General features: G+C 36.6%; 24 protein-coding genes. 15 read left to right on the top strand and 9 right to left on the bottom strand.

From position 1 onward, the window contains the following. Window positions 1–8 precede the first annotated feature (8 nt). Complete coding sequence (gene proB / locus ACG9ZL_RS13095; RefSeq protein ID WP_336954512.1) at window positions 9–1,142, top strand: glutamate 5-kinase; 1,134 nt, start codon at window positions 9–11, stop codon at window positions 1,140–1,142. 47 nt (window positions 1,143–1,189) lie between these two features. On the opposite strand, the gene ACG9ZL_RS13090 is transcribed toward proB, so the two are convergent. The 3 genes from ACG9ZL_RS13090 to ACG9ZL_RS13080 are packed head-to-tail and all read right to left on the bottom strand — an operon-like array spanning window position 1,190 to window position 3,554. Further along, window positions 1,190–1,711 (bottom strand): hypothetical protein, encoded by a 522-nt coding sequence (locus ACG9ZL_RS13090; RefSeq protein WP_336954513.1) that lies wholly within the window; start codon window positions 1,709–1,711, stop codon window positions 1,190–1,192. A gap of 20 nt (window positions 1,712–1,731) precedes the next feature. After that, the gene (locus ACG9ZL_RS13085; protein ID WP_419328673.1) at window positions 1,732–2,379 is read right to left on the bottom strand and encodes an HAD-IB family hydrolase; all 648 of its coding nucleotides are present in this window, start codon (window positions 2,377–2,379) and stop codon (window positions 1,732–1,734) included. Then, window positions 2,346–3,554 carry a DUF1615 domain-containing protein gene (locus ACG9ZL_RS13080; protein ID WP_336954516.1) on the bottom strand — a complete coding sequence of 403 codons (1,209 nt, stop codon included), beginning with the start codon at window positions 3,552–3,554 and terminating at the stop codon, window positions 2,346–2,348. Before ACG9ZL_RS13080 ends, ACG9ZL_RS13085 begins: the two co-directional genes overlap by 34 nt. A gap of 83 nt (window positions 3,555–3,637) precedes the next feature. On the opposite strand from ACG9ZL_RS13080, the gene dusB reads away from it, so the two are divergent. Further along, the gene (gene dusB / locus ACG9ZL_RS13075; protein WP_419360348.1) at window positions 3,638–4,660 is read left to right on the top strand and encodes a tRNA dihydrouridine synthase DusB; all 1,023 of its coding nucleotides are present in this window, start codon (window positions 3,638–3,640) and stop codon (window positions 4,658–4,660) included. Window positions 4,661–4,703: 43 nt separating this feature from the next. Here dusB and ACG9ZL_RS13070 read toward each other — a convergent pair whose 3' ends face one another. Next, on the bottom strand, window positions 4,704–5,297 hold the full coding sequence (locus tag ACG9ZL_RS13070) for a DUF4291 domain-containing protein (protein ID WP_419360346.1): 594 nt from the start codon (window positions 5,295–5,297) through the stop codon (window positions 4,704–4,706). A gap of 206 nt (window positions 5,298–5,503) precedes the next feature. On the opposite strand from ACG9ZL_RS13070, the gene ACG9ZL_RS13065 reads away from it, so the two are divergent. Further along, on the top strand, window positions 5,504–6,010 hold the full coding sequence (locus tag ACG9ZL_RS13065; protein ID WP_419360344.1) for a DinB family protein: 507 nt from the start codon (window positions 5,504–5,506) through the stop codon (window positions 6,008–6,010). A 55-nt stretch (window positions 6,011–6,065) separates the two neighbouring features. On the opposite strand, the gene ACG9ZL_RS13060 is transcribed toward ACG9ZL_RS13065, so the two are convergent. The 3 genes from ACG9ZL_RS13060 to ACG9ZL_RS13050 form a co-directional block, all read right to left on the bottom strand. Next, on the bottom strand, window positions 6,066–7,109 hold the full coding sequence (locus ACG9ZL_RS13060; RefSeq protein WP_336954521.1) for an NAD(P)H-dependent flavin oxidoreductase: 1,044 nt from the start codon (window positions 7,107–7,109) through the stop codon (window positions 6,066–6,068). Window positions 7,110–7,239: 130 nt separating this feature from the next. Next, the gene (locus ACG9ZL_RS13055; RefSeq protein ID WP_419360343.1) at window positions 7,240–7,941 is read right to left on the bottom strand and encodes a VIT1/CCC1 transporter family protein; all 702 of its coding nucleotides are present in this window, start codon (window positions 7,939–7,941) and stop codon (window positions 7,240–7,242) included. Between the two features lie 101 nt (window positions 7,942–8,042). Further along, a complete protein-coding gene (locus ACG9ZL_RS13050; RefSeq protein WP_151803479.1) occupies window positions 8,043–8,387 on the bottom strand; it encodes a hypothetical protein in 345 nt (114 codons plus the stop codon). 871 nt (window positions 8,388–9,258) lie between these two features. Here ACG9ZL_RS13050 and ACG9ZL_RS13045 point away from each other — a divergent pair. From ACG9ZL_RS13045 to ACG9ZL_RS13030, 4 genes are all read left to right on the top strand, one after another. Beyond that, the gene (locus ACG9ZL_RS13045; RefSeq protein ID WP_419360342.1) at window positions 9,259–9,669 is read left to right on the top strand and encodes a roadblock/LC7 domain-containing protein; all 411 of its coding nucleotides are present in this window, start codon (window positions 9,259–9,261) and stop codon (window positions 9,667–9,669) included. A gap of 363 nt (window positions 9,670–10,032) precedes the next feature. After that, window positions 10,033–10,389 carry a hypothetical protein gene (locus tag ACG9ZL_RS13040; protein ID WP_004721834.1) on the top strand — a complete coding sequence of 119 codons (357 nt, stop codon included), beginning with the start codon at window positions 10,033–10,035 and terminating at the stop codon, window positions 10,387–10,389. Window positions 10,390–10,487: 98 nt separating this feature from the next. Then, a complete protein-coding gene (locus ACG9ZL_RS13035) occupies window positions 10,488–10,703 on the top strand; it encodes a DUF1653 domain-containing protein (protein WP_419328835.1) in 216 nt (71 codons plus the stop codon). Window positions 10,704–10,844: 141 nt separating this feature from the next. After that, entirely contained in the window at window positions 10,845–11,438 is a 594-nt protein-coding gene (locus ACG9ZL_RS13030) for an O-methyltransferase (protein WP_419360341.1), read from the top strand. 60 nt (window positions 11,439–11,498) lie between these two features. Here the strand turns inward: ACG9ZL_RS13030 and ACG9ZL_RS13025 are convergent, their stop codons facing one another. Further along, window positions 11,499–11,705: a KTSC domain-containing protein gene (locus ACG9ZL_RS13025; RefSeq protein WP_004721830.1), complete on the bottom strand. Its 207-nt coding sequence runs from the start codon at window positions 11,703–11,705 to the stop codon at window positions 11,499–11,501. Window positions 11,706–11,926: 221 nt separating this feature from the next. Between ACG9ZL_RS13025 and ACG9ZL_RS13020 the strand changes: the two genes are divergently transcribed. Further along, window positions 11,927–12,430 carry an endonuclease V gene (locus tag ACG9ZL_RS13020; RefSeq protein WP_419360339.1) on the top strand — a complete coding sequence of 168 codons (504 nt, stop codon included), beginning with the start codon at window positions 11,927–11,929 and terminating at the stop codon, window positions 12,428–12,430. Window positions 12,431–12,530: 100 nt separating this feature from the next. Next, a complete protein-coding gene (locus tag ACG9ZL_RS13015; protein ID WP_419360338.1) occupies window positions 12,531–12,887 on the top strand; it encodes a VOC family protein in 357 nt (118 codons plus the stop codon). A gap of 99 nt (window positions 12,888–12,986) precedes the next feature. On the opposite strand, the gene ahpC is transcribed toward ACG9ZL_RS13015, so the two are convergent. After that, window positions 12,987–13,550 carry an alkyl hydroperoxide reductase subunit C gene (ahpC, locus tag ACG9ZL_RS13010; RefSeq protein ID WP_004721823.1) on the bottom strand — a complete coding sequence of 188 codons (564 nt, stop codon included), beginning with the start codon at window positions 13,548–13,550 and terminating at the stop codon, window positions 12,987–12,989. Between the two features lie 618 nt (window positions 13,551–14,168). Here ahpC and ACG9ZL_RS13005 point away from each other — a divergent pair. The 6 genes from ACG9ZL_RS13005 to blp2 all read left to right on the top strand — a co-directional run bounded on the left by ACG9ZL_RS13005 (window position 14,169) and on the right by blp2 (window position 23,901). Next, a complete protein-coding gene (locus ACG9ZL_RS13005) occupies window positions 14,169–18,149 on the top strand; it encodes a DUF3418 domain-containing protein (RefSeq protein ID WP_419360336.1) in 3,981 nt (1,326 codons plus the stop codon). A 46-nt stretch (window positions 18,150–18,195) separates the two neighbouring features. Further along, entirely contained in the window at window positions 18,196–19,311 is a 1,116-nt protein-coding gene (locus ACG9ZL_RS13000) for a beta-ketoacyl-ACP synthase III (RefSeq protein WP_419360335.1), read from the top strand. Window positions 19,312–19,499: 188 nt separating this feature from the next. Beyond that, the gene (locus ACG9ZL_RS12995; RefSeq protein ID WP_419360333.1) at window positions 19,500–20,282 is read left to right on the top strand and encodes a lysophospholipid acyltransferase family protein; all 783 of its coding nucleotides are present in this window, start codon (window positions 19,500–19,502) and stop codon (window positions 20,280–20,282) included. Between the two features lie 29 nt (window positions 20,283–20,311). Then, window positions 20,312–20,836, top strand: a complete 525-nt coding sequence (locus ACG9ZL_RS12990; protein WP_419328839.1) for a hypothetical protein — start codon at window positions 20,312–20,314, stop codon at window positions 20,834–20,836. 59 nt (window positions 20,837–20,895) lie between these two features. Further along, window positions 20,896–21,294, top strand: coding sequence for a GFA family protein (locus ACG9ZL_RS12985; protein ID WP_419328840.1), 399 nt, complete (start codon window positions 20,896–20,898; stop codon window positions 21,292–21,294). Between the two features lie 198 nt (window positions 21,295–21,492). Then, window positions 21,493–23,901: an Ig-like repeat protein Blp2 gene (blp2, locus tag ACG9ZL_RS12980; RefSeq protein WP_419360332.1), complete on the top strand. Its 2,409-nt coding sequence runs from the start codon at window positions 21,493–21,495 to the stop codon at window positions 23,899–23,901. Window positions 23,902–23,978: the final 77 nt, after the last annotated feature.

Genomic DNA, 23,978 nt, shown 5'->3' with positions numbered 1-23,978 from the left:
AGGACAAGATGATAGAAGTGGTAGATGGGCAACGTCAGCTCAAGGCTTTAAAACGTATCGTTGTTAAAATCGGATCATCTTTACTCACAGCAAATGGGCAAGGTTTAGATTTGGATGCAATTTCGCATTGGGCGAAACAAATTGCAGATCTACACAATGCAGGACACGAGATTATTCTTGTGTCTTCAGGTGCTGTGGCTGAAGGGATGGTTCGTATGAAGCTAGAGAATCGACCCACCGATTTACCCAGTCTACAAGCTTGTGCTGCCATTGGTCAGATGGGGTTAATTCATACATGGTCAAGTGTGTTGGAAAAGCATTTTATCCAAACAGCACAAGTCTTGTTAACTCATGATGATCTTGCCGATCGCCGTCGTTATCTTAACTCATGTGATGCACTGCAAAATTTAATTGATTGGAAAGTGATTCCTGTAATCAATGAAAATGACACAGTGTCTACTGATGAAATTCGCTTTGGTGATAATGATACGCTTGCAGCAATGGTTGCAGGGCAAGTTCATGCAGACTTACTGATCATTTTGACTGATCAGCAAGGGATGTTTGATTCAGACCCGCGTTCTAATCCAAATGCAAAATTGTTCCATACTGTTCGTGCAATGGATGAAACCTTGTTTGATATGGCCGGTGGTGGTGGTAAGTTTGGTCGTGGTGGTATGTTGACCAAAGTTCGCGCTGCTCGTCTGGCTGCCAAGTCAGGTTGTCCAACGCTGATTGCCAGTGGTGAAAGTGATAATGTATTGGCTCGTTTAATGGCGGGTGAATTATTGGGTACTTTATTCATTACTGATGATGATCGTGTTACAGCACATCAACAGTGGTTAGCTGCACACCTTCAAACTGCAGGGCGTTTGGTTTTAGATGATGGTGCTGTCAAAGCCATCAAGGAAAACCATCGTAGTTTGTTGCCTGTAGGGGTGAAAGCTGTTGAAGGGCATTTTGATCGTGGTGATGTTGTGGAATGTGTTGATCAGTATGGTCATCGAGTCGCGGTTGGACGAGTGAACTTTAGTTCGCGTTCTGCTGAAACTGTCAAAGGTTTGGCTTCGGATAAAGTGTATCAGGTGCTAGGTGAAGCACGTTCTTTAGAAATGATTCATCGTAATCACATGTCAATTTATTGATTGGTTTTAAGATTTCTAAGAAATATAACCTCGCTTTGGCGGGGTTTTTATTTGGGTGTGATTAATGGTGATTTTTCGTTGTATAAATCGGATTTAAAAACTTTATGGCCGACCCATGACTTTAAGTAAAAGTGTTGGTCATGGAAGCGAGAGCCTCCTTGTACGCCTTTGCCAAAATTTTCATCGTTATTTAATTTACGTTTGATCGCATTAAAAAAGCTTTTAATATTTTTATCGGGTGTTTTTGAGATGATTCTTAAACTTATTTTTTCTAACGTATCCTCTGTTTCTCGACCACCTTTACCTGCAATGGCATATATACAGTATTCATCTTTGTAGATTTTATCTTTACTGATGTATTGAGCTTGATCGAGAAAATAGAAGCCAAGATTTGGATGATCATATTGGCTAAGTTGTTCTTGTAAATTATCAGGAGTGGCAATTTTCATTTGAATTTTATGATCTGAATCAAAATATTCAATTGCCATTTCAATTTGATATTTCTCTAACTCATGTTGAATATAGGGATAGAATTCAGCGAGTGGCATGATGATATTGATATAGGACATTGAAAAATCTCAGTGCTGAATTAAGCCAATTTTTTTTCGTCTTCTAAATAGGGTAAAACCTGATCCTTGCCAACCATATATTGATAGTCGGCCAAATGAAGCATATCCAAATCTTCTTCACTGTTGCCATAGGCAAATATTTTGTCGTATTGGTCTAAATCATATTTTTCTAAGATGCGTAGTCGTTTTTGTTCACAACTACAATCTGGCGTGGAATAGTGACCAGTAAACTTTCCATCTATAACTTCAGTACCCGTACAGATTAGATCTATATCCAATATTTGACAAATGATTTTGAGGTAAATATCTACTGATGCTGAAACCAATACAACATCATCACCATTGTCTTGATGTTTTAATAATTGCTCATAAAGGTTTTGATCCAGTTCCCTGACCAAACGTTGGGCATATTCATTTGCAATATCTTGAATTTCATTGGCATCGGCTTGTTTAAACATTGCATTAAATAATTTGATACGCATGGAGTTGGCAGGGTAGATGTTTAAATAATAGGCCTGAATCCACGGTAAAATTTTGATGCCTTGCTTTACGATGTGTCTTTTTGATAAAGCATAGAAAATAAACCCTGTGAAACTGTCTTTTTTACACAAGGTACCGTCAAAATCAAATAATGCTAAATTTTTAAACGTTTTGCTCTGTGCATACATGTTTCATATCTTCCGTTTACGCGGCTTGCGTACCAGTTAGTATTATAATCACGACTCAATTTAGGCCCAGAAATGACAACTTCAGGCATTATGGCATACATTGGATCTTTGCCCGTTTTATTCTTATAAAGTTTAGATACTGCGATATAAGTTTGAGTTTTTTCAAAATCTTGCTGCTTTTCGTCCTTTAAATCACTACGTAACTGTCGAGGGGTAACTAAAATATTATTTTTTGAAAATAAAGCAGTAAGCGCCTTCTCTGTATCAGTAATCGCTGGACGTGGATCCCCATTTTTGTCATAAGAGAGCAAATCACCATCAAGTGCAAGATCAGCTTCAGTCAGCTTATCGATCATTTTTTGAAAAGCGGCATTTCGACTCGAATACATCCCTGAGTTATAGTCGGCAAAACGATAAATCGGTTTATCATAGTCTGCCGGATACATCATTAAACGATGAATTCCATAGTATAAACCACCAAATTCGGTATACAGGTCATCACGTAATTCATTGATGTTCATACTGCTACGTTTATGCTCTTTGGCATAATTGATATGAACCTGCATGGAACCTAATGTGGTGATTGGGTTCATTTTTTCAGCAATATCTTGACCAACAAATTTGGCCGCACCCGTCAGCGCACTCACATGATAATGCTTTGCCATATAGTCAAAGATTTCACGATAAAGTACGTCTAAATCTTTTTCAGTGCGGACACGGCTCATTTGTTTTAAATAGTTATCATTTGGCGAGGGCTGGTTTTTTAAAACATTCTCAAAATATGAAGCAACAGTACCACCAATTGTGGTTCCAAGTTTATCTTCAAATTTTTCATTTAAACGTGTGGTGACTTCTTTTACCGCTTTATCCCCCAAACCTGGTACAACAGGATTGGCAACAAAGTTAGATTCCTGATCAACCACCGCAATGATGGTGCAGATATTTTCTTTGTTGGTTGGAATTTTTAATTCATTGGAAATATCGTAGATGTCTTTTGCCCAAGAGTCACGTTGATTGACACGATTGGGAATCAGTTTTCTGATTTGCTCTTGTTTTAATTGTTCATCATCTTCATTGGCAAACCATGAACCTTTACCACAAGCAACTAGGCTTAAAGAAAGAGCTAACACGCTGAAAGATTTAAGAAATGCGTGATGTCGAACTAATTTTTTCATATCGAAGAAAACATACTCAGAAAATGATGAGCCACTATGGCAGATGCAGTATACTATGAAGGTCTAAAAATGTATGAATATATATGTATATTGGTCCTTATCAACTGTCAAATAATTTAATCGTTGCACCTATGGCAGGAGTTACAGACCGTCCGTTTAGGACACTGTGCAAATACTTTGGCGCTGGGCATGCGGTAAGTGAAATGATGACCTCTGATCAGACCTTACGTATGACCAAAAAGAGTTTATATCGGGCAAATTTTGATGGTGAATTAGCACCGATTTCAGCGCAAATTGCAGGGTCTGAACCAGATCAGTTGGCTGAGGCAGCACGTTATCAAGTTGCAAATGGTGCGCAAATTGTCGATATCAATATGGGATGCCCAGCAAAAAAAGTTTGTAATAAACTGGCAGGTTCAGCATTGCTGAAAGATGAAGATTTGGTTGCCCGAATTTTAGATGCAGTGGTTAAAGCGGTGGATGTGCCTGTGACGTTAAAAACGCGGTTAGGTTTTTTAAATGGTCATGAGAATATTATCCGTGTGGCGAAACGAGCAGAAGAAGCAGGAATTGCAGCCTTAGCCTTACATGGTCGTACCCGTGAGGATATGTATTTAAATACGGCACGTTATAGTTTGATTAAAGAAGTCAAACAGATGCTCTCTATTCCTGTGATTGCCAATGGTGATATCGACAGCCCTGAGAAAGCCAAATATGTATTGGACTATACTGGTGCTGATGCCGTTATGATTGGACGTACAGCCCAAGGGCGTCCGTGGATTTTTCGTGAAATTGCCCATTATTTAAAAACAGGTGAATATTTAGCAGCACCAGATATTCAAGAAGTAAAACAAGTTTTACTGGGCCATTTGTCTGAACTTTATCAGTTCTATGGTGAATACTCAGGTTGCCGTATTGCACGCAAGCATATTGCTTGGTATACCAAAGGTTTACATTCAAGTAATGAATTTCGTCAAAATATGTATAAAGTGGAAAGTACAGTTGAACAAGCGAAAGTCGTTGAGGATTACTTTAATCACTTGCTTGAACAAGGCAATACGATGAGTGATGTACAGGTTGAATCGGTAAATTTATTGGATGTGTAATCAATAAGGTGTAATCAGTATAGGAGCGAACTCCCATACTGAACTACCCAATCACTAAATGTTTTTTTAATGCATTATTTAAAGGATAAATACGTTGTTTAGGCAAGAGTTTTTCAGCGTGATGATACTGTCCTAAACGTCGAAATTGCGCCATCTTATCTACAAGAGGGGTGATATCTTGGATTGAATGAATCGCAGTGTTGTTAAACGCTTGAATTAAAAAACGACTAATCCCAATTTGAATACTCCGCTGTTCAAGCTTAGTTCCTTTTAAATTCCGTTCAGGATCCCACTGAATATGTACCCTTGCATTTTCAAAAGCTTCAAACCATTGCTCACCATTTTTATGCCCAGAGAGTGTCGGGTCGGTATGTACACTTTGTTCTAGTAAATATTCCCAAAAATCACGTTTGATACGGATTGCTAAGATATGATTTTGGTTGGATTTTGTCGCCCAATGACTGCGTCCCATTAGCCATAAAAATGAAGGTTTTATCCATGTCATTCTTTGAAAGGAAAAAGGTGAAACAAATTTTTGTTGTTGGACTGCTAAATGGGCAATATGTTGATTATAGGCTTGATAAACCGTAAACGTGTCACGGTCATATAGCGCACGTATTTGATGATAGGCAGACATGATAAATCTCACTTTTAATTTGAATAAGTTGTTGAAAATTTATAACTTAATCAAATAAGTGAAAAATGATTCACCGATTGGCAAAAAATTTGATTTAACATGAGCATCAAGCTAGCTTTATTGATTTTATCGCTATTCGAGTCAAAATGGCATTTTTATCAAGCTGATTATATTTTATACACCCATAATAATGGTTTATTTAAGTCATGAATAAAGATTCTTTGAGAATACTGGCACAATACAATATATGGGCAACCCTGCGTCTTTGTGAAAGTTTAAAAGCTGTGTCCGATGATGATTTTAACAAAAATGTTGGTCTTTATTTTAAAAGCATTGCTGGCACTTTGAATCATTTGCTATTGGGGGAACATTATCTTTGGTATTCACGCTTTAAGCAGGGTGTATCACCTGCAATTGCATTAGATACTATCATCCAAACTGAAAAAACCCTATTACTGGACGAATTACAAGAGAAGTCGAATAACTGGATTGAGTTTCTAGAGCAGTTAGATGAAAAAACCTTAAATGCAGATTTAACCTATAAACGAGTTTCTGGACAAGAACTGACTTTGCCTTATGCTGCTACTCTTATGCATGTATTTAATCATGGCACACATCATCGTGGGCAAATTACTGCTGCAATTACAGGATTGGGGTATGTATGCCCCGAATTAGATTTGGTGTATATGTTAGTTGAACAAAGCCAAGCATAATAAGTATAAATAGAAGCTGTCGCAGTTCAGCTTCTATTGACAGCTTAGTTAAGCATTAAGAATGGTTCATTTCTACAACCAGTTGATTAACTAGATCTCGAGCTTCTAATTCACGGATCAGTCCAACATTACTTCCAGCCCAGAATGCACCAAAGCCAGTATCACCATGTTGAACAGCTAAAGCATTCAGTTGTTTAGCTAAATCATAGGCATAAGGGTAGGCGGCTACATGTGGACGGTCGGGCTGATCAATCCTCGCTTGCCAATGATTGATGATGCCGCGTGCTGGGCGACCTGAAATGCTTGAAGTAATTTGAGTGAGTGGGTGATCAAATAAAGCCTTGCGGTATGCTGCATTGGCATTTGAAGATTTACATTGTACAAAAGCAGTTCCCAGTTGAACGGCATCAGCACCAAGGTTTAACATGGTTTTAGCTTGTTGCCCATTCATAATACCACCTGCTGCAATGACAGGAAGTGAACTATATTTTTTGATGAGTTGGACTAAATCTGCGGTTTTAATTGCGCCATCAATTTGAGCATTAAAAATACCGCGATGACCACCTGCTTCGATACCTTGAGCTACAATAATATCAATCCCTGCTTCTTCGATAGTGAGCGCTTCAGTTAGATTGGTTGCAGAAACAATTGTGATGATACCGGCTTGTTTTAATTTTTGAATTTGATATTCATGCGGAATGCCAAAGTGGAAACTTACTGCTTTGGGTTGAGTGTCTAAACAAAGGTTTAAAAAATCATCATTGTCTTTAAAGCTAGGGTAAATACATTTTAATTCTGTAGGTGGGCTTGCACCAAATTTTTCAAATTCAGTTGCTAAATGTTGACTCCATAACAGATTAGATTCAGTGTTTAATGCTGCTGATTCATGACAGAAAAAGTTTAATTGAAAAGGATGTGGTGTTAGTGCTTGAGTTTCATGAATTTGTTTTAATGCAGAATCTAGTGTATTTGCACCGAGTCCTAAAGCACCTAAAGCCCCTTGATTTGATACTTCTGCAGCCAATAGTGGGGTAGAAACTCCAGCCATTGGTGCAAGTAATATGGGATGTTTTATCCCTAATTGTTCTAATAAAGACATACTTAAGCTCCTTGTGTTTTAAGTTACTTTGCCGAAGCGACTGCAAATTAGCAAATTATGTTCGGTATTTATTATAAAAATATAATTTAAATACATCTTTAAGTTGCGACTTATTTTATCAAGACATAGATTAAACTGGAGTGACTTGGAACAGTGAACCAATCCAGCTTGAGAACGCCATTGCGATAATTCCCCACACAGCCACACGGAAACTACCTTTGAGTATTGATGTACCAGCAAAATAGCTGGATAACGCACCCAGTATGACTAGAGATAAGATACCGACAACTAAAACAATTTTCTCTAAATATGCTTCCGGGCTAAACACAATTGATAATGTCGGAAATAATGCACCAATAGAAAAAGATAATGCAGAAGAACCAGCAGCCTGTAATGGTCTTGCAGCAGTTGCTTCATTGATCCCAATTTCATCACGTGCATGTGCTTCCAAAGCATCTTTTTCTGTGAGTTGAACAGCAACTTGATGCGCCAATTCAGGATCTAAACCACGTTGAATATAAATGTGGGTAAGTTCTTTAAGCTCTAAGTGCGGATTCTTTTCTAATTCTAGAGCTTCTACTTTTAGATCTGCTGCTTCAATATCTGACTGTGATTTAACGGAAATATATTCACCGGCAGCCATTGAGGTTGCACCAGAAATTAATCCTGCAATACAGGTAATCAGCAGGGTGTGGCTTGAGGCACCGCTTGCTGCCATTCCCATCACTAAACTAGTCACAGAAATAATGCCATCATTTGCACCTAAGACGGCTGCTCTTAACCAGCCTGTACGTTGTATAAAATGCTGTTCTAGGTGGTGAGAATGAGACATAAACAAAACTCCATGTGACTGAAAGTCGGTTAATTTATAATGTAAATATATGACAAATGAAAAAAAGCTCCTATATTTAGGAGCTTTTTTTCATATTAAAACTATTGGCTCGCTTTTTCTTTAACGTCAGCAGCACCTTTTTCAACAGCACCCGCAGCAGTTGCAGTGGCATCTTTAGCAGCATCAACAGTTGCATCTGCAGCATGGGCAGTTGCATCAGCTGCATGATCTACAGCAGTCGCAGTTGCATTTGCTGCATTATCCGCAGCTTTAGCAGTCGCATCCGCTGCATTTTGAGCCGCGTGTTCTGCATCATGTTTTGCTTGTTCTACGGCATTTGCAGCATGTTCACCTGTAGTCGCACCCGTTTCAGGTGCTTTGTCTTTATTACAACCAACAAGTGCAATCGTTGCAATCAGACCAAGAGAAAGTAGAAGTTTATTCATTGTCTTGTACCTTTTTTAAATTAATTTTTGGCATCCAGCAGTTGGATAAAATAAGGGCTCGTTAATATTTCATAAGTAGCTTGCGTTGTAGGCTAAAATTGAGCAAAGCTTGTATAAGTCACTAAGGATGAAACAAAAAGAATAACGGATCTCTTTTAAGTTTCATAACGCCAACAGAGCTAATTTTAGTTGCAACCAGAGTAAGAACAAAGCACTGCTTTATTGGCAGCACAAGGCGAAGCTCAGGGACTAGTGTATTTTTTACTGTTACCTTGTTACGAACTACTCATTTAGAAAGACTAAATTTCATATTTCGTGCCTAGTATCATCTAAAACACACACTGTCGCAAACATAGAGGAATGATCAACAAATCCAAATATAAACACAAAAAATAACCAAATCAAAAAATAAAATGTAAATTTTTTATAAGATCAATTTATCTTATATTGAATAATAACTGATCAACATAATTTTAATAAAAGTTTAATATAATATGAATACACTCGCTTTATATCTAAAACTCAAGTATCAATAAAATACTTAATGAAAAAATAAAAAAGTTGTTTCTATGTTTTATCGTTAAAATTAAATCAAGACATAGTTTAAGATCTAAACAATTTATGATATTAATCGATTAAAAGTGACGAGTAGTACTAGATCTGACAATTTTGAACTTTGGAGACAAAATCAGTGCTGTAAAAATAAATTAAAATTGAAAAAAAATATTTACAAGCCAATAAAAACAGATAGAATTGAGCTAAAATGTGAAGTATATCAAATAATTCTGTCACTAGAAAAAGTCTAGAAAACATGTTTTTCGGCTTTTAAAAATGCTTAATTTACAAATTAATTTATGGGGTTTTCTTGAATATGCTTGATCTAAACACATCTCGAAAAGTACCCGATGATTTTGTCGTATATGCTGAAAAACAAATCAGACAACTTTTGAACTCGGTCAGTGGTGTAGAGTTCATCATGTTGTGTACTTCTGATGGTTTTGAAATTGCTTTAGCCAACAAGAAAAATATTAACAATTCTGGAAAAATTGCTGCAGTGAGTAGTTCGATTTTGGCCTTAGTGACAGCATTTGTTTCAGAAATCAATCTTGTTGGATGTCAAACAATTACCTTAGATGCAGAGAATGGAAAAGCGCTATTAACCGCAATTCCTCATCCAAAGCATCCGTTGGTTTTAGTGGCGATGACCAACAAAGATATTTTATTGGGGCAGATCCTATATGAGCTCAAATCTACTTCTGAATTACTCACGAGAAACATATAGGGAAGTTATTTTAAAATATGTGATGAGGTTTACATTTTTTTAAAAAATGAGATCTATACTGATTTTTTTTCGAATCTGGTATTTTTTGGAATTTTTTGAAAGCTTTAAATAGTCAAATTAGTTATTTATTTTTTAAATTTCTATTGAATAATTAATATTTTTTATGCTATTTAAATGAGTGTGGAAATAATTAATTAAAATTGATTATCAAATAAAATTAAATGGGTATTCAAAAAGAATACTAATTTATCCATGTTAGTTAGAAATGAAAATTTTTAGCTATATAGTAAAGTGTTTTAGTAAAGCAAAATAAAAATTGAATTGCTAAAACGAACAACAATGTTGAAAGCAACGGGGATGCTCATGGCTCGTATCACACTAGATCAATTAACTGATATCGATGGTTTCGTTTGTGCTGCATTAGTAGATAGCGAAAGTGGTTTATCTTTAGCGACTGCGGGTGCAGGTTTAGACTTAGAATTAGCAGCAGCAGGTAATACTGAAGTTGTTCGTGCTAAGCGTAAAGTTGCAAAAGCACTAAAATTAGATGATGTAATTGAAGATATTTTAATTACATTAGGTAAGCAGTATCACTTGATTCGTCCACTTGATTCAAATGAAAATTTATTTCTTTATCTGGTTTTAGATCGTTCTAAATCAAACTTAGCAATGGCTCGTCACGAGTTAAAAGCATTTGAAAAAGGCTTAGATTTTTCTTAATTTAAAAACTGAAAAGCTTAAAAAACTCGTCCTCGGACGAGTTTTTTCTTTTACTATCCTGTATAACATAAGTATCGTATTTATTGTGTTGAGCATTCATGTTAAAAGCTGGAATTTATAAACATTATAAAGGTAATTTATACCAAGTCTTTCATGTCGCAACACATAGTGAAACCCGAGAAAAAGTTGTGGTTTACCAATGCTTATATGGCGACTACTCAGTGTGGGTGAGACCTTATGAGATGTTTTGTGAGCAGGTCACATTAGAAAATGGCCAAATTCAACCAAGATTTGATTTTTTACATGCTGTTTAATCCATATGCGTTAGACTTTATAGGTTGATTAAGTCATGTAATAAACCGTAACGATGTAACTTGTCAAAAGCTATGTATTGTCATAGCAATGACGTAAATGATTGAAATAATAACAATGATAGTGAAAAGGAAGATCTAAACATGAGTTTAAGTAACCCATTTTTGCAACGATTGAATGAACTATATCAATCCTTTATTAAGTTTGATGCCACACAGTGTGATCGTATTAAACGCTATCGAAATATCGAACCTGAATCAGCATTGTTTTTAGCGATGCAAGTAAGAATTCAGCAGTCTAAGAAAATTTTAGAGATCGGAACATCAACAGGTTATTCTACATTGTGGCTTGCGGATGCAGCCAAAGTGACAGGTGCGAAGGTGACAACGCTTGAGATCGATGAAAAAAGAACTCAGCAAGCGCAACTGCATGCTCAAGAGTTAAAAGTTGATGACGTGATCGATTTTTGGGTGGGGGATGCGCAAAAATACTTAGAACAGTGTCAGAAACAATATGACTTTATTCTACTTGATGCTGAACGCAATGCTTATTTAAATTACTGGGTATATCTACAGAAGATGCTTGTAGAGCATGGCGGAGTTTTGATTGTTGATAACGTAATATCACATGCGGCTGAAGTTAAAAGCTTTATCAAAGAAGTTAAACAAGATGAAAGGTTTATGACAACAACCTTGTCGATCGGGTCAGGTCTGTTTATGGTGACATTAAAAAACTAACACAGTTTTTATATCAGGGAGAAATCTCCCTGACTTTACTTTAAAAGCGCCGCTCTAAAATTATAAAATTGAAAGCCTTTTAAAATGTAAATCATATTCTAGGTATTTATGCACGAATGCTGTTTTATCACTACATCGTAGTAAATTATTGTATATAAATTCTGGTACGGGATGGTAAAGTTCACCAGAACCATTGTTATAAAAAATTTTTAAATACCGTGAAGAAGCATTATACTTCCAAGAAGTCACGGTAATCATAGATCCCATAAGCAACCCCTTAAACTTTTGATTGTTTTACAGAAAAAATATTCTGTATCTTTTGAAATTAGTCTATTCACTTAAAGAAATGTATAGTGGTTTTGTAAAAATCCTAATGATTGTTTTGATAGGGTTATTCATATTTTGACATTGCGTATTTTTGCAAGATAAACGCTTAAAAATCATAATTAAACGAGATAACGAGTTTTTTAATAATTTAGGGATAGATTATGATTCTTGCAATAGATGTTGCCTATACAGAAAACGCTGCACAATTTGCTGGCATTGTATTTGAGTCTTGGACGAGTTCTAGTATATCGAACCATTACCTTATCACCATCAAGCCAATTGCTGACTATGAGTCAGGTCAATTTTATAAACGTGAATTGCCGTGTATTTTAAAATTATTGGATTTGGTGAAAGAAACCATTGATATGATTGTGATTGATGGCTATGTTTATTTAGGTGTTGAACAAACAGTTGGTTTAGGACAGCATTTATATACTGCCTTAGCTGATAAAACTCCTGTAATTGGAGTGGCTAAAAATGAATTTAGGGGAACGCCAAAGGAATTTGAAATTCTACGTGGACAAAGTGTTAAGCCCTTATATGTCTCTGCCATCGGAATAGAATTAGCGAAAGCGAAACACAATGTGCAGTCCATGTATGGGAAATACCGTATTCCTGAGCTACTTAAGCAAGTTGATCGTTTGAGCAAAACAACGCAAAAATAATTACGCTATTCTAAATCCAGTGGTTTAAATGCATTTTTTATATGCTAATACTTTGTTTTTTTATTAAAAAAATATTTTATAAATTTATGGTGAAACATATATGGATCAGTCAGCGTCTCGTCAAAAAATTTCAATAAACTATATTGAATTTAAGGTGAAAGACATCCTCCAAAGCAAAAAGTTTTATCAAAACTTAGGCTGGACTTTTACTGACTTTGGTCCTGCATATTGTGAGTTTGATTCAGGGGAGATAAAAGGTGGCTTTACCCAATCTGACAATGTGCAAAGTTCTGGTGGGGCATTAATTGTCTTATATAGTATCCAGTTAGAACAAAGTTTAGCGTGTGTGAAAGAGGCAGGAGCAACTATCGTACAAGAGATCTTTAGTTTTCCTGGTGGGCGTCGTTTTCATTTTAAAGATTTAGACGGATATGAAATTGCAATTTGGTCTCATTAAATAAAAACCTACAAACGCAAAAACCTGCACATAAAATCCAATGTAAAAAAACCACGCTAAAAAGCGTGGTTTTTTTATGGGTTTAATCTAATTCAAGAATTAGATTTTACCGACTAAGTCGATTGAAGGTGCAAGAGTTGCATCACCTTCTTTCCATTTAGCTGGGCAAACTTCGCCAGGATGACCGTGAACGTATTGAGCTGCTTTAACTTTACGAAGAAGTTCAGAAGCATCACGACCAATACCACCAGCATTGATTTCGATGATTTGGATTTTACCTTCAGGATCGATAACGAAAGTACCACGATCAGCAAGACCAGCAGATTCAATTAAAACTTCGAAGTTTTTAGCAAGAACCCAAGTTGGGTCACCAACCATTACATATTCAATTTTTTTGATTTCTTCAGAAGAATCGTGCCAAGCTTTGTGCGTGAAGTGTGTATCTGTAGAAACAGAGTAGATTTCAACGCCTAATTTTTTGAATTCAGCATAGTTGTCTGCAAGATCACCAAGTTCTGTTGGGCAAACAAAAGTGAAGTCTGCTGGATAGAAGAAAACTACAGACCATTTACCTTTAAGATCGGCTTCTGTAACTTCAATGAATTGGCCGTTTTGGAAAGCTTGTGCTTTAAATGGTTTAACTTCAGTATTAATTAAGCTCATCATTATCTCCATGATTGAGGTGTTTATCTAATATTTAACTAGAATAATGAATTTTCGATTATTGAGGAAATAGTATTTTTTTATCACTAAGATCGGAAAATCAAATTAACGTGCTCCAAATACATTTCACCAAAAACCGTTGTTTTGTCAGAGTTTCATCAACTAAAGCAAATCAAGATGATGTTTGAATGACAAAGCATCCTTTTTTAATCTGTTACAAACATGATGCTTCTGGGGCTATATTTCAAGGGTGATTTCTAAAAAAGATATAAAATTTATTTCAATGTATAGAATTTGTTCATATAAGATAAATTGAACTTTAACTACATCACATTTCAATGTTGTGCATCGAGCAAATGATACAGGGGCTGCTGTTTTGTGCTTGGGCATCACTTCAAGCTAGCTAGTTTTGTAGATCATATAGCAACAGATCTACGTCTATATGAATATTTGCAACCACAGCCAGTTGCGTAGTTGAGTAAACTTTAGCACCTTTTAAATATTATTTTTATAATACATGTATAACACAATGGTGAATTCACTTTGATTGGACTATCTCTCCTGTGCTTTACAGCGTAAAATATCCCGTTCAATTTTAAGTATTAGGATAATGCATCTGTGCCAAATCAGTTAAATGTCGATCAATGGGTTATGGTACGAGATCGCCATCGTTTAAATCGACTGAAAAAAGGAAAAGATGCTCATCCTGAAAAATTCCAAGAATTGTTTGAGAAATCAAATCATCAAGTCAAAAAAAGATTAGCCAGTCTACCGACAATCAAACTCAATCAGGATCTACCGGTTACCCAGTATGCAGATAAACTGATTGAAGCGATTCAGAAGCATCAGATTATTATTGTTGCAGGGGAAACGGGTTCTGGTAAAACTACGCAATTACCACAGATTGCAATGCTTGCAGGTCGTGGTTTAACTGGGATGATTGGTCATACTCAGCCTCGTCGTTTGGCAGCACGGAGCGTATCGCAACGAATTGCTGAAGAAGTTGGTGAAAAGCTGGGTGAAAGCATCAGTTTTAAAGTGCGTTTTAATGAGCAAGGATCAAATGATTCGATCGTTCGCTTAATGACGGATGGTATTCTACTTGCTGAACTTTCTAATGATCGTTATTTAAATAAATATGACACGATTATTATTGATGAAGCACATGAGCGTTCATTAAATATTGATTTCATCATGGGTTACCTGAAGCAACTGGTCAAAAAGCGCCCTGATTTAAAAATCATTATTACTTCAGCGACATTAGATGTGAATCGCTTTAGCGAATATTTTAATGGTGCACCAATTTTTGAAGTGGAAGGACGTAGCTTTCCAGTAGAACTGCGTTATCGTCCGATTTCAGAGATGACGATCGGCGGTAGTGATGATGATGACTTTGATGAGTTTGAAGAAAATTTACCACGCGCAGTGGTACAAGCTGTAGAAGAATGTTTTAAGGATGCTGAGTCTAAGGGACATCCTGAACATGCGGATATTCTTATTTTCTCAAGTACTGAACAAGAAATTCGAGAACTACAAGAGACCTTACAAAAATTTGGTCCTAAACACACGCAAATTTTACCTTTATATGCTCGTTTAGCTTTGGCAGAACAGCAGAAAATCTTTAATCCATCTGGTGGTGGTCGACGTATTATCATCGCGACAAACGTTGCTGAAACAGCATTGACTGTACCGAATATTCGTTATGTGATCGACAGTGGTTTTGCACGTATTTCTCGCTATAACTATCGTTCACGGGTACAGCGTTTACCGATTGAAGCGATTTCTCAAGCTGCTGCAAATCAGCGTAAAGGGCGATGTGGTCGTATTGCACCAGGTGTTTGCATTCGCTTATACAGTGAAGATGATTTTCAAAGTCGTCCAGATTTTACTGAACCAGAAATTAAACGGACCAATTTAGCATCGGTTATTTTACAGATGCAAAGTCTCGGTTTAGGTGCTGTAGAAGATTTTGATTTTATTGAGCCACCAGACCATCGTTTGGTCAACGATGGGCGTAAGTTGCTGATTGAATTAGGTGCTATCCATGACGCGCAAAATTCAAATAATCTTCCTCAAGCAATGGCACAAAATGAAATTGCGGTTTCCAAGCAGGGAACTGTAGGTGATGCTAAAGCAAAAAACCTTGCTCAACCTGCTACTAAAAAAGCCGAACTTCAAAATAACAGTTTAACCAAAATCGGTCTACAAATGGCAAAAATGCCAATAGACCCACGCCTTGCACGTATGATTCTTGGTGGTGCTCATTTTGGGGTACTGAATGAAGTTTTGATTATTGTTGCTGCGCTTGCAGTACAAGACCCACGCGAGCGTCCTGCTGATAAGCAAATGCAGGCGGATCAAAAACATGCATTATTTAAAGAAGCAGATTCAGATTTTCTATTTTATATTAAACTGTGGAATACACTGACTGAAAATCGTGAAACTTTGAGTGAAAGCAAAAGACGTAATTTTGCCAAACAGCATTTTCTTAGCTGGTTGCGCTTACGTGAGTGGAAGAAAACTCATGAACAATTACTGGATTTAGCACAAGGTTTAAAACTTTCATTCAATGAAAAGCAGGCCAGTTATGAAAATTTACACCGTGCCTTATTGACAGGACTATTGTCCTTTATTGCCAATAAAACTGACGAACGTAATATTTTCATGGCAGTTCGTCAGCAAAAAGCCCGAATTTTTCCTGCATCAACCTTACATAAAACCAATACCCCATGGGTAATGGCATTTGAAATGGTCGAAACCTCACAGGTGTATTTACGCACACTGGCAAAAATTGAGCCTGAGTGGATTCTTTTGGCTGCACCGAACTTATTAAAACATCATTATTTTGAGCCACATTGGGCGAAAAAACCGGGTGTGGTCAATGCTTATGATCAGATTTCATTATTTGGACTGATCATTGAACCGAAACGTGCCACCAATTATGAAAAAGTGGACAAGTTGGCTGCACATGAAATTTTCTTAAGAGATGCGCTAACTACAGGAAACTTGGGAACAACGCCACCATTCTTAAAACACAACCTATTAAAGCTTGAAGAAGTGGAGCGGGTAGAAGACAAACTGCGTCGTCGTGATTTAGTCGTCGATGAAGAAACCATTTATCAGTTTTATGCCGCTAAAGTGCCTACGGAAATTGCCAGCCGTCGCAGCTTTGAAGATTGGCGAGCAACAGTAGAACCGCAGAATCCTCGTTATCTTTTTGTTGATGATGATGATTTATGGATGAATGATCGTCTAACCACACAGCAATTTCCAGATTATTTACATAATGGACAATTGCGTTTAGCTGCCAGCTATCGTTTTGATCCAAGTCATGATGAAGATGGCGCAACTGTAAAAATTCCTGTACAGGCCTTAGCTCAAGTTGATGAAAATATTTGGTCTTGGGGGATTCCGGGTTGGCGTTTGGATTTAATCGAAGCTTTATTAAAAGCCTTACCAAAAGATAAACGTCGTAACTTGGTGCCGATTCCAGATACAGCCAATAAATTGATCAAAGCAGTCGATGCGCAACATTTGCGTCAGCATATTTTTGAGTTTTTGGCATTTCAATTACGTGGTGAACAAATTACCAATAAAGATTTTTCTTTTGAACGTATTGATCAATTCTTAATTCCATTTATCAAAGTAATTGATGAAAAAGGTCGCGTGATTGAAAAAGGCCGTGATCTTGCAGAACTTAAAGCACGTTGTCGAACTGAAACACACAGTCCTGTCAAACAGTTAAAAGGTGAGTTTACTACTTTTCCTGAAAGCTTTGTATTTGAAGCATCTCAGAAAGTAACTGGGGTTGTGGTTAAACAATATCAGGCACTGGTTCCAAGCAAAGACTTTGCTAAGTTAGAGTTGAAAGATGATTCTGGTATTGTGATTCAGACCTTTAATGATCAAAGTGAAGCGATTAAACAGCATCGTGAAGGCGTAATTCGTTTGATTCATATGCAATTGGGGGATTTGATTCGTCAATTGAAAAAGCAAATTTCCAAGCCACTGGCATTGGCATATTCTCCTTTGGGCGATAAAGCACAACTTGAGCAAATGTTGGTGTACGCAACATTACAAATGGCAATTCAAGATTTACCAATTAATGCTGAAGAATTTGCGATAGTCATGGCAGATGTGAAAAAGTCATTTTTAAGTTATGGTCAGGAAGCATTAAAGTTGATCAGTGAAATTTATATTCAATGGCAGGAAATACGCCAGCAATTGTTGATGCTGGATCAAGATGTATTTGCTAAAAATATGAATGATATTGAGGATCAACTCGATTTAATGAACTTATCCAATTTTGTTTATTCAAAATCTTCAGATATTTGGCAGGAATATCCTCGTTATTTAAAAGCATTGTTATTGCGTTTAGATCGATTGCCGAATAATCTAAATCGTGATGATGCTGCAATTAAAGAAGTAGATCCTTGGATGGATAAACTGTTTAAGTTTAAGTCGGATGTCCGTGTTAAAGAAGTCTACTTCATGGTTGAGGAACTACGTATTTCATTATTTTCTCAACCAATGAAAACCAAGATGCCGATTTCGTCAACCAGAATACAAAAAGTATGGGAAAAGCTTGGAATCGGTTAGAATAGAAATAATTTGAAATATTTGTGAATTTAAAAAGGAGTTTTACATGGGCATCCGTATTACAGGTACAGGTTTGTACCATCCTGAAGAAGTGATTACCAATGAAGAATTGGTGGATTGTTTAAATGCTTATGTGGAACAATTTAACAGTGAAAATGCTGAAAAAATTGAAGCGGGTGAAGTTGTTGCCCGTCGTGGTTCAAGTGCAGAATTTATTGAAAAAGCATCAGGTGTAAAGCGTCGTTATGTGATTGAAAAATCAGGTGTCCTAGACATTAATCGTTTACGTCCTCGTTTAGAAGAACGTTCAGATGAAGAGCTTTCAATCCAAGCTGAGTGGGGCGTGATTGCGGCAAAACAAGCGATGGAAAATGCAGGCTTAACTGCAGAAGACATTGATGTGGTGATTTTAGCTTGTTCAAATTTACAACGTGCTTATCCTGCTGTTGCAATTGAAATTCAAACTGCATTGGGGATTCAGGGCTATGCCTACGACATGAATGTGGCGTGTTCAGCTGCTACATTTGGTTTGAAACAAGCCTACGATGCTGTAAAAACGGGTGCACGTCGTGTGTTATTGGTCAATGTGGAAATTACCTCAGGCCATACTGACTATCGTTCACGTGACTGCCATTTTATTTTTGGCGATGTTGCAACAGCTTCAATTATTGAAGAAACGGATAGCAAAACAGGGTTTGAAATCGTAGATACCCATTTGTTTACCCAATTCTCCAATAACATCCGAAATAATTTTGGTTTCTTAAATGGTTCAGAATTAACTTCTCGTGATGATAAGCAATTTCGTCAAGATGGTCGCAAAGTATTTAAAGAAGTGTGTCCATTGGTTGCGAAAATTATTTCCACACAATTGGAAAAGAACAGTATTCAACCTGAAAATGTAAAACGTTTTTGGCTACATCAAGCCAATGCCAATATGAATGAATTAATTTTAAAACTCATTGTCGGCAAAGAAGTTGCAGAAGCAGATCCTGATTTGGTACCAATCATTTTAGATGAGTTTGCCAATACGTCTTCAGCAGGTGTGATCATTGCATTACATCGTAGTGCGGATCAGGTGAATGATGGTGAATATGGTGTGCTATGTTCATTTGGTGCAGGTTATTCTGTGGGTTCAATTCTTGTACAAAAGCACGTTGCTTAAATCATAATTTTATAAAATCTCCCCCCCTTGCGTCGCTAAAAGCATAGTTCAGCTACTTTGAAAAGAAGGGGGGATTATCCAAAATTTAACTTATTTTATTTGTTCAAAGCTCTTCCCTGAAAAAGGAGCAGTCATACACTTAATGGTAAGATCAAAAAATGTTGAAAAGTATTTTGTAGAGATACAACATGACTGAAAAAACCTTGAAAATACGCCACAACGTTAAACTAATTCGATTAATAAGCAGCTTACAGCGCTTTTACTTTCGTCCAACATTTTTAGGTATTGAAAATTTAGTACCGAATAAACCAGCCATGTATGTCGGTAATCACACCATCTATGGTGTTTTAGATTCTCCGATTCTGATTGATTATTTATTTACAGAGCATAAAATCGCTGTGGTTAGTTTAGCTGATCATATCCATTTTCATATTCCGATTTGGAAAGAGGTAGTTAAACGTGTCGGTGGGGTTGATGGCGTACAAGAATATGCCAAAGAAGCGATGCGACAAGGCTATTCGATTTTGGTTTTTCCAGGAGGTGGTCGAGAAGTTATTAAACGCAAAGGTGAAGCTTATCAATTGATCTGGAAGCAACGCTTTGGTTTCTTAAAGTTGGCTCAGGAATTTGGTTATGAAATAGCTCCTTTTGTGGCTTTAGGTGGTGATGAAGTTTTTGATTTGGCTTTCGATGTAAATATTCTGCTCAAACAAAAATGGTTTAATAAAATATTATCAAATCCCAAAATAGGTTCATTGCTTAGACAGGGTGAGGTTATTCCTTCGATTCCAAAGCATATTATTCCAAAGCGGATTCCTTTCTATTTCAAATTTATGCCACGGTTATCTATTGAACAGATTGGGAGCATGGATGATATGATTGTATTTCGTGATCAATTGCAAGCGAGTATTTATACTGAAATTGAGGCCTTAAAGTCCTATCGAGCAGATGATCTAGAACAAAAAACTTAGAACAAAAAACAATCTTTGAGAGCGCAATAATGTTTGAACTGCAAACCAATTTTAAACAGATACTTCAGCTATTAAATCCGCGAACTCAACCCATTCAAAGTACTGTGACTTTTCTTTCAGATCCTCATTATCTTGAATTTTTACAACAGTGTGGCGATACTGAAATTACCCCTGATATTGATTTATTTGGCTATGAAACTGCGATAAAGGAAAACCAGTATTTCGCAGAGCATGTGGAAAAATTATCCCAACAACTATGGAAAATTGGTCGTACAGGGCAAGGTGATGAATGGTTTTTAGATCGCAATAGTTTTGATATTTTATTCTATAATCATGATTTAGGCATGGATTTAGATGAGAGTTTAAAGCATGATCAGTTCCAGTCAATGCAAGTCAACTTTTTCCAATTTTTACAATTTGCTTTACTTCTGCAAGCAATGGATCAGCACTTGGATAAAAAACCATTGTCTACGATTGGATTGGAGCAATTTCAAGATACTGTAAATCGTATCCATCCTGAACTTTTTTCACATTATCCATTTGATTATTTATAAGTTATAAGTGTTAAAATTGCTCGATAAAATGTGTTTACTCACAATATAAAGGAATAAAAATGTATACAGCTTCTTGTCTTTGTGGTGGTATTCAACTGAAAATTCATAGTGAAATCCCTCAAATATTTGTTTGTCATTGTCAGCAATGCCAAAAAGCTCAAGGCACTGCATTTGTGGCGATTGCTCCTATTCAGACTCAAGATTTAGAGATTGTTCAAGGACAGGCACTATTTCAAGAATATTATGCCACTGAAAATAAAAAACGAACGTTCTGTAAAAGATGTGCATCCCCATTATTTAGTGCGCGTCTAGACTTACCAGAAGTAGTTAGATTACGTGTAGGTATTGTAAATGAGCCTGTTCAAGGCAAGATTGTTTCACATGCATTTACCGATAACAAAGCTGCTTGGTTTGAAATTTTGGATACTGCACCACAATTTGTCCAAGCGATTTGCTAAATAGTGAAGTTATATTTCAAAAGTAAGAATGCTGGATATTTATTGTTTAAATAAGATTTTGTGCGCTATCTTACTTTTTTAAGTATCTGAATTTTATATTTTTATAAATAATTCAGAAATTAGTTTAAGTCGTTTGTATATATAAATACCTTCTGTATAATTTTCAAAAAATACATTTTAAATCAATAGAAGGTATAAATGACAAGAATAGTCGTCGCTGCAAAACAAGACAAAATATTACTACAGGATTCTCAAGCAAAAACAGTCAGTTTAAATCAACCTGCTATTATTCAAATTGGTGTCACACAACAAGATGTGAAAACACTAGAGCGATTAGGTGATAAGCTGATTATTAGTTTAAATAATGGTGAGCAAATTGTTTTAGAGGGATTTTTTCAAACCAATGCAACTACAACCCATTCTTTAACTTTCCCTAAAGCGGATGGAAGTTTCTCACTTGCTCACTTTGATGATAATGGAAACTTTACAGACTATAGCGGTTTGCAAAAACTTGACACTTTACTCTATGAAGGTGCCAATACTGCGGGTGTTCAACAAATCTCTGCTTATGAAGATTCAACACCTGAGTTTTCATTTTCAAATTTATTTTCTTCAAGCGCAGTGAAAGCAGGTGTCGGTCTTGTTTCTGCAATTGGTTTAGGTTTGGCATTGATTGATGATGGTGGAAGTAATCAATCAAAGGGGGTTACTGACATTATTGCACCGAAAACGCCGACTGCAACATTAAATCCAGAAGGTACTGAAATTAAGGGTACGGCTGAAGCGGGTGCGACTATTTATGTAATTGATAAAAACCAGAAAGTGATTGCTACAGCAGTGGTAGATAAAGATGGAAATTATTCATTGACACTGCCGGAGGCTTTGCTGAACAATAATACTTATTATATCAATGCAAAAGACAAAGCTGGAAATGCTTCAACCTATACCTCGGTTGTGGGTACTAAAGATACTATTGCACCCAATGAGCCTCAGGGGCAGTTAAATGAGCAAGGAAATATTGTTACTGGTAAAGCAGAAGCGAATGCCATAATTAATGTGCATGATCCAGCGGGTCAACTGATTGGTACTGCAAAAGCCAATGCACAGGGACAATTTTCTGTTGCTATTTCTCCTGCTTTAACCACAGGCCAGATTGGTACAGTCGAAGCGATTGATGCATCTGGTAATAAATCAGAAAAACATAATATTGAAGTCGGTAAAGATACTATAGCACCTGATCAACCTAAGTTTGATGTATCTAAAGATGGATCTTCAATACATGGAACCGCAGAAGCAAATGCTAAAGTGATCATTCAAGATTCAACAGGTACGGTGATTGCAACAGGTGTTGTAGACGCCAATGGCAAATTCAATATCACCATTTCTCCTGCTTTAGATGCAAGCAAGACTGGCAAAATTATAATTGAAGATGCTGCAGGAAATAAGTCGAGTGCTGTAGAAATTAAAGCTGGACAAGATGTTTTAGCACCAGATAAACCCGTGGCCAATTTAAATGCTGAAGGAACTGTGATCACGGGTACCGCTGAAGCAAATTCCAAAATTTCAGTTTATGACAGTGCAAATAAATTATTAGGCACAGCAACAACAGATGCAAACGGAAATTATTCTGTTACGCTTTCGACAGCATTGACTGAAGCAAAAGTCGGTAGTGTATATGCAACAGATGCAGCTGGAAATCAGTCAGCGCTTACATCTGTAACAGGAACCAAAGATGTAACTGCGCCTGCAAGTCCAAAAATCACAGATGTGGTTGATGATGTTGGGACAACTGTAGGTTCTGTTGCAGCAAATGGGACTACAGATGACAAGCGGCCTGTGATTTCAGGAACAGGAGAAGTTGGAGCAACTTTAATTATTTATGACAATAATCAGGCGGTAGGAAAGGTCACAGTTGGTGCAGATAGTAAATGGTCATTTAGTTTTGCTTATGATTTAACTCTGGGAAGTCACAGTATTACCACTGTACAAACGGATAAAGCAGGGAATACCAGTTTAGTAAGTGATGCACGAACATTTACTGTAATAGAAATCGCCACAAAAATGGCAGTTTTTGATGAAACGTCAGCTTTTCATGCTGATTTAGCTGATTCGAATATTGATTCAGCTAAAAGTACTGATGCTATTGGATTAGGTATTTTAAATTCTGAATCAGAAAGTAGGGCTCAAGTACTCGATCAATCATCACCCATAGAAAATCAATTCTCGTTGCTCCATTCAAATGTTTCAGATTTAGATCATAAGCCTATTGCTGGCAGTTCAACTACCCTCAGTACAAGTATAAACACTGTACTGCAAGATGTGCTTGAAAATATCAAGACAGACAACAATACTAATTCTCATGACAGCACGGCCATGTCAGTCGATGAATTGTTGGTAAATACTTCTGTCAATGATTTAACTACAAATCAAATTGATGACGTGCTTGCTCGAACAATTGATCAAAGCACTACAGCCATTGTCGATGATGCTAAAAGTACTGCATTGGTTGCTTTCAATAAAGTCGAAAATCTATCAGCGCAAGATATAGCGGTAATGCAATCTGATATGATCAAAGACTTGTTTGACCCACAATTACTAACCTTTTGATTGAAAATAAGCAGATCAGCACCTACGGGTGCTTTTTTATTGCAACATGGTTTTATATTGCTTGTTTAGCTTAAAAC

The organism is Acinetobacter legionensis, from assembly GCF_048551735.1.
Taxonomy (GTDB): domain Bacteria; phylum Pseudomonadota; class Gammaproteobacteria; order Pseudomonadales; family Moraxellaceae; genus Acinetobacter.
The sequence above is the reverse complement of the archived record's forward strand: the minus strand, read 5'-3'. Positions and strand labels throughout refer to the sequence as shown.